Source organism: Psychromonas sp., from assembly GCF_983033635.1.
Window position 1 is genome coordinate 1 of sequence record NZ_CEZLMY010000041.1, and the last position, 2,865, is coordinate 2,865.

The following is a 2,865-nucleotide window of genomic DNA, read 5'->3' on the forward strand; positions in this document are numbered from 1 at the left end:
GTTTAAACCTTGCCAAATTGTGGCAACTGCCGATCCTGTTTATCTGTGAAAACAATCTTTATGCCATGGGTACTGCACTGGAGCTTGAAGAGTCTAATCAGAAAATTCATTTAAAGGCGGCCAGTTACGGTTTAACCTCGCAAGTGATTGATGGCATGAATGTCGTTGATGTGGAAGCAGCGGCAAAATTAGCCTGCAGCGCAATACGCGACGGTAGTGGCCCGCAATTTATCGAATGTCAGACTTATCGTTTTCGAGGTCACTCCATGTTTGATACACAGCTTTACCGAAACAATAGTGAGGTCGAAGAGTGGAAACAAAAAGGCCCCATCGTACAGTTAACAAATTGGCTGGTAGATAATCATCAAATTGAACCTGAGGAGTTACAAGCAATCGAACAGGCTGTAGATAAAGAGATTGAGAGCGCTGTAAAACACGCAGAAACAGCCGCTATTGAACCTGTAGAAAGTTTGTTAAAGCACGTATACACGGAGGTTTCCCATGGATGAAGTAACTTTCAGAGACGCGTTTAAAGCGGCGATAGTTGAGGCTTTAACGGAAGACCCACGGGTTTTTTTAATGGGAGAAGATGTCGGTCATTATGGTGGTTGTTACGCTGTTTCTAAAGGTTTGCTTGATAAATTTGGCGCACAGCGGATTATTGACACCCCGCTTTCTGAGTCTGGATTTGTTGGCGCGGGTATTGGTGCCGCGGTTGGAGGCATGCGTCCTATTGTTGAGGTGATGACGGTTAATTTCAGCTTGCTTGCATTGGACCAAATTATCAACAATGCAGCGACTTTGCGGCATATGTCGGGCGGACAGATCTCCGTGCCACTGGTGATTCGTATGGCTTGCGGAGCAGGCAAACAGCTGGCAGCGCAACACTCACACAGTTTTGAGGGTATATATGCGCATGTGCCCGGTCTTAAAGTGCTTTATCCCGGCACCATAGCAGATGCACGCTATATGCTGAAAATGGCGCTTGCCGATCCGGATCCGGTTATTATCTTTGAGCATGTCATGCTTTATAACCAGACCGGAGTTTTACCTGAAACTGACAATATCGCGCCCATGGAAAAAGCGGTGATCCGCAAAACCGGCACGGATCTGAGTATTATCACCTGGGGCGGTTGTTTATATAAAGCGATGCAGGCAGCAGAGTTACTTGAAGCGCAAGGATTTAATATCGAAGTGGTAGATTTGCGTTGCTTGCGCCCGCTCGATAGAGAAACAATTATCGACTCAGTACGCCGCACCCATAAGGCACTGATTGTAGATGAATCATGGAAAACAGCAGGCATGTCGGCAGAGATCAGTGCCATATTAGCAGAGCATGCACTTTGGTATTTAGATGCACCAGTGCGCCGCGTATGTGGTGTCGAGGTACCGATACCTTACCCGGATCATTTAGAACAGGCATGTTTACCACAAGTTAAGCAGATCGTAGAGGTCGCATTGCAGATGTTAGATAGTTCCAACTCCAGTATGGGGGAGGTGCTATGAACAACGCGGTGCATGATTTAAACATGCCCTCCTTTGGCGCCGACATGGCGAAAGGCACTTTGGTTGAGTGGTTAGTGAAAGAGGGAGATAATATAAAACGGGGCAGTGTGATTGCAGTGATCGACACCCACAAAGGTGCCATTGATCTGGATCTGTTCGAAGATGCGATTATTGAAAAATTATTACTCGAAGAAGGGCAACAAGTTACTGTTGGTACCCCGATTGCCCGGTTACGTTCGATTAATAGTGATTCAACTATAGCAGACAATCAGCAACAGTCAGCCCAAAAACCGCTGGATAGCACGGAACCTGAGATAACTGCCCCCCATATCAGCAAAGAGGCGCAAGCTAGCAGTGATTTTGTTTTAGCAACGCCCGCCGCACGCGCTTTGGCGATAAAACATCAACTGTCGCTGCAGACCTTATCGGCAGACAATAATAATAAAATCATCACACTGGCAATGGTTAAAGCTGCACTTGAACAAATACCCAGTTCCCCAGAGCAAGAGAGAACACAAGGGCCACAAAAGGATAAGGCCCAACAAAGCAAAACCGGCTTTGATAAAAATGCGATGCGCCTTGCAATCAGCGAAACGGTGACCCGCTCGAAACAACAAATCCCTCATTATTATTTAAGCCAGCGTTTAGATATAACGGCTCTTGAGCAGTATCTGCAAGCACACAATGCCAGCGTATCAGCAGAGTTACGCATATTATTAGCCGCCCCGCTGTTATGTGCAATTGCTCGAACATTGATGAAAAATAAGCAACTTAATGGCGTGTATAACAACAATACATTTTTCCCTAGCAATACCGTTAACTTAGCAAATGCGATCAATTTACGCGGAGGAGGATTAGTAATGCCGGTAATTCGCGATGCACAAACACTCACGCCAGCTTTAATGATGGATCTGCTTAAACAACAGGTGGCACGTGCACGAAATTCCAGTTTACGTGTTTCTGAATTGACCGACGGTAGTTGTACGGTAACCAGCATTGGCGATCGCGGTGCCGAGAAAATGTTTGCTGTTATTTATCCGCCACAAGTTGCGATCATCGCGCTAGGCTCAGCGCATCAGCAAGTTATGGTTGTAGATGGAGAGGTGCAGATTCGCTCGGTAATAGAAGCAAGCCTGGCAGCTGACCACAGAGTAAGTGACGGCCATATCGGCGCACGTCTGCTTTATCAACTGAATCAACAATTACAAAAACCTGAACAGTTATGGAACGTCGAGATCTAGAAGAATCACTATCTGAAGAATTAGACAATATAATCCAGAAATACAAAAACCTGAACAGTTAGACAATATAATCCAGAAATACAAAAACCTGAACAGTTATGGAACGTCGAGACCTAAA

At 45.8% G+C, this 2,865-nt stretch carries 3 protein-coding genes; all 3 read left to right on the forward strand.

From position 1 onward, the window contains the following. Nucleotides 1–509, forward strand: a 509-nt coding sequence (locus tag AC4GME_RS07800) for a thiamine pyrophosphate-dependent enzyme (protein ID WP_490379203.1), incomplete at its 5' end; no start/stop codon positions are given. Next, nucleotides 502–1,506 (forward strand): alpha-ketoacid dehydrogenase subunit beta, encoded by a 1,005-nt coding sequence (locus AC4GME_RS07805; RefSeq protein ID WP_490376235.1) that lies wholly within the window; start codon nt 502–504, stop codon nt 1,504–1,506. The genes AC4GME_RS07800 and AC4GME_RS07805, both read left to right, overlap by 8 nt. Next, nucleotides 1,503–2,747, forward strand: coding sequence for a dihydrolipoamide acetyltransferase family protein (locus AC4GME_RS07810; RefSeq protein ID WP_490376234.1), 1,245 nt, complete (start codon nt 1,503–1,505; stop codon nt 2,745–2,747). Before AC4GME_RS07805 ends, AC4GME_RS07810 begins: the two co-directional genes overlap by 4 nt. Nucleotides 2,748–2,865 lie beyond the last annotated feature (118 nt).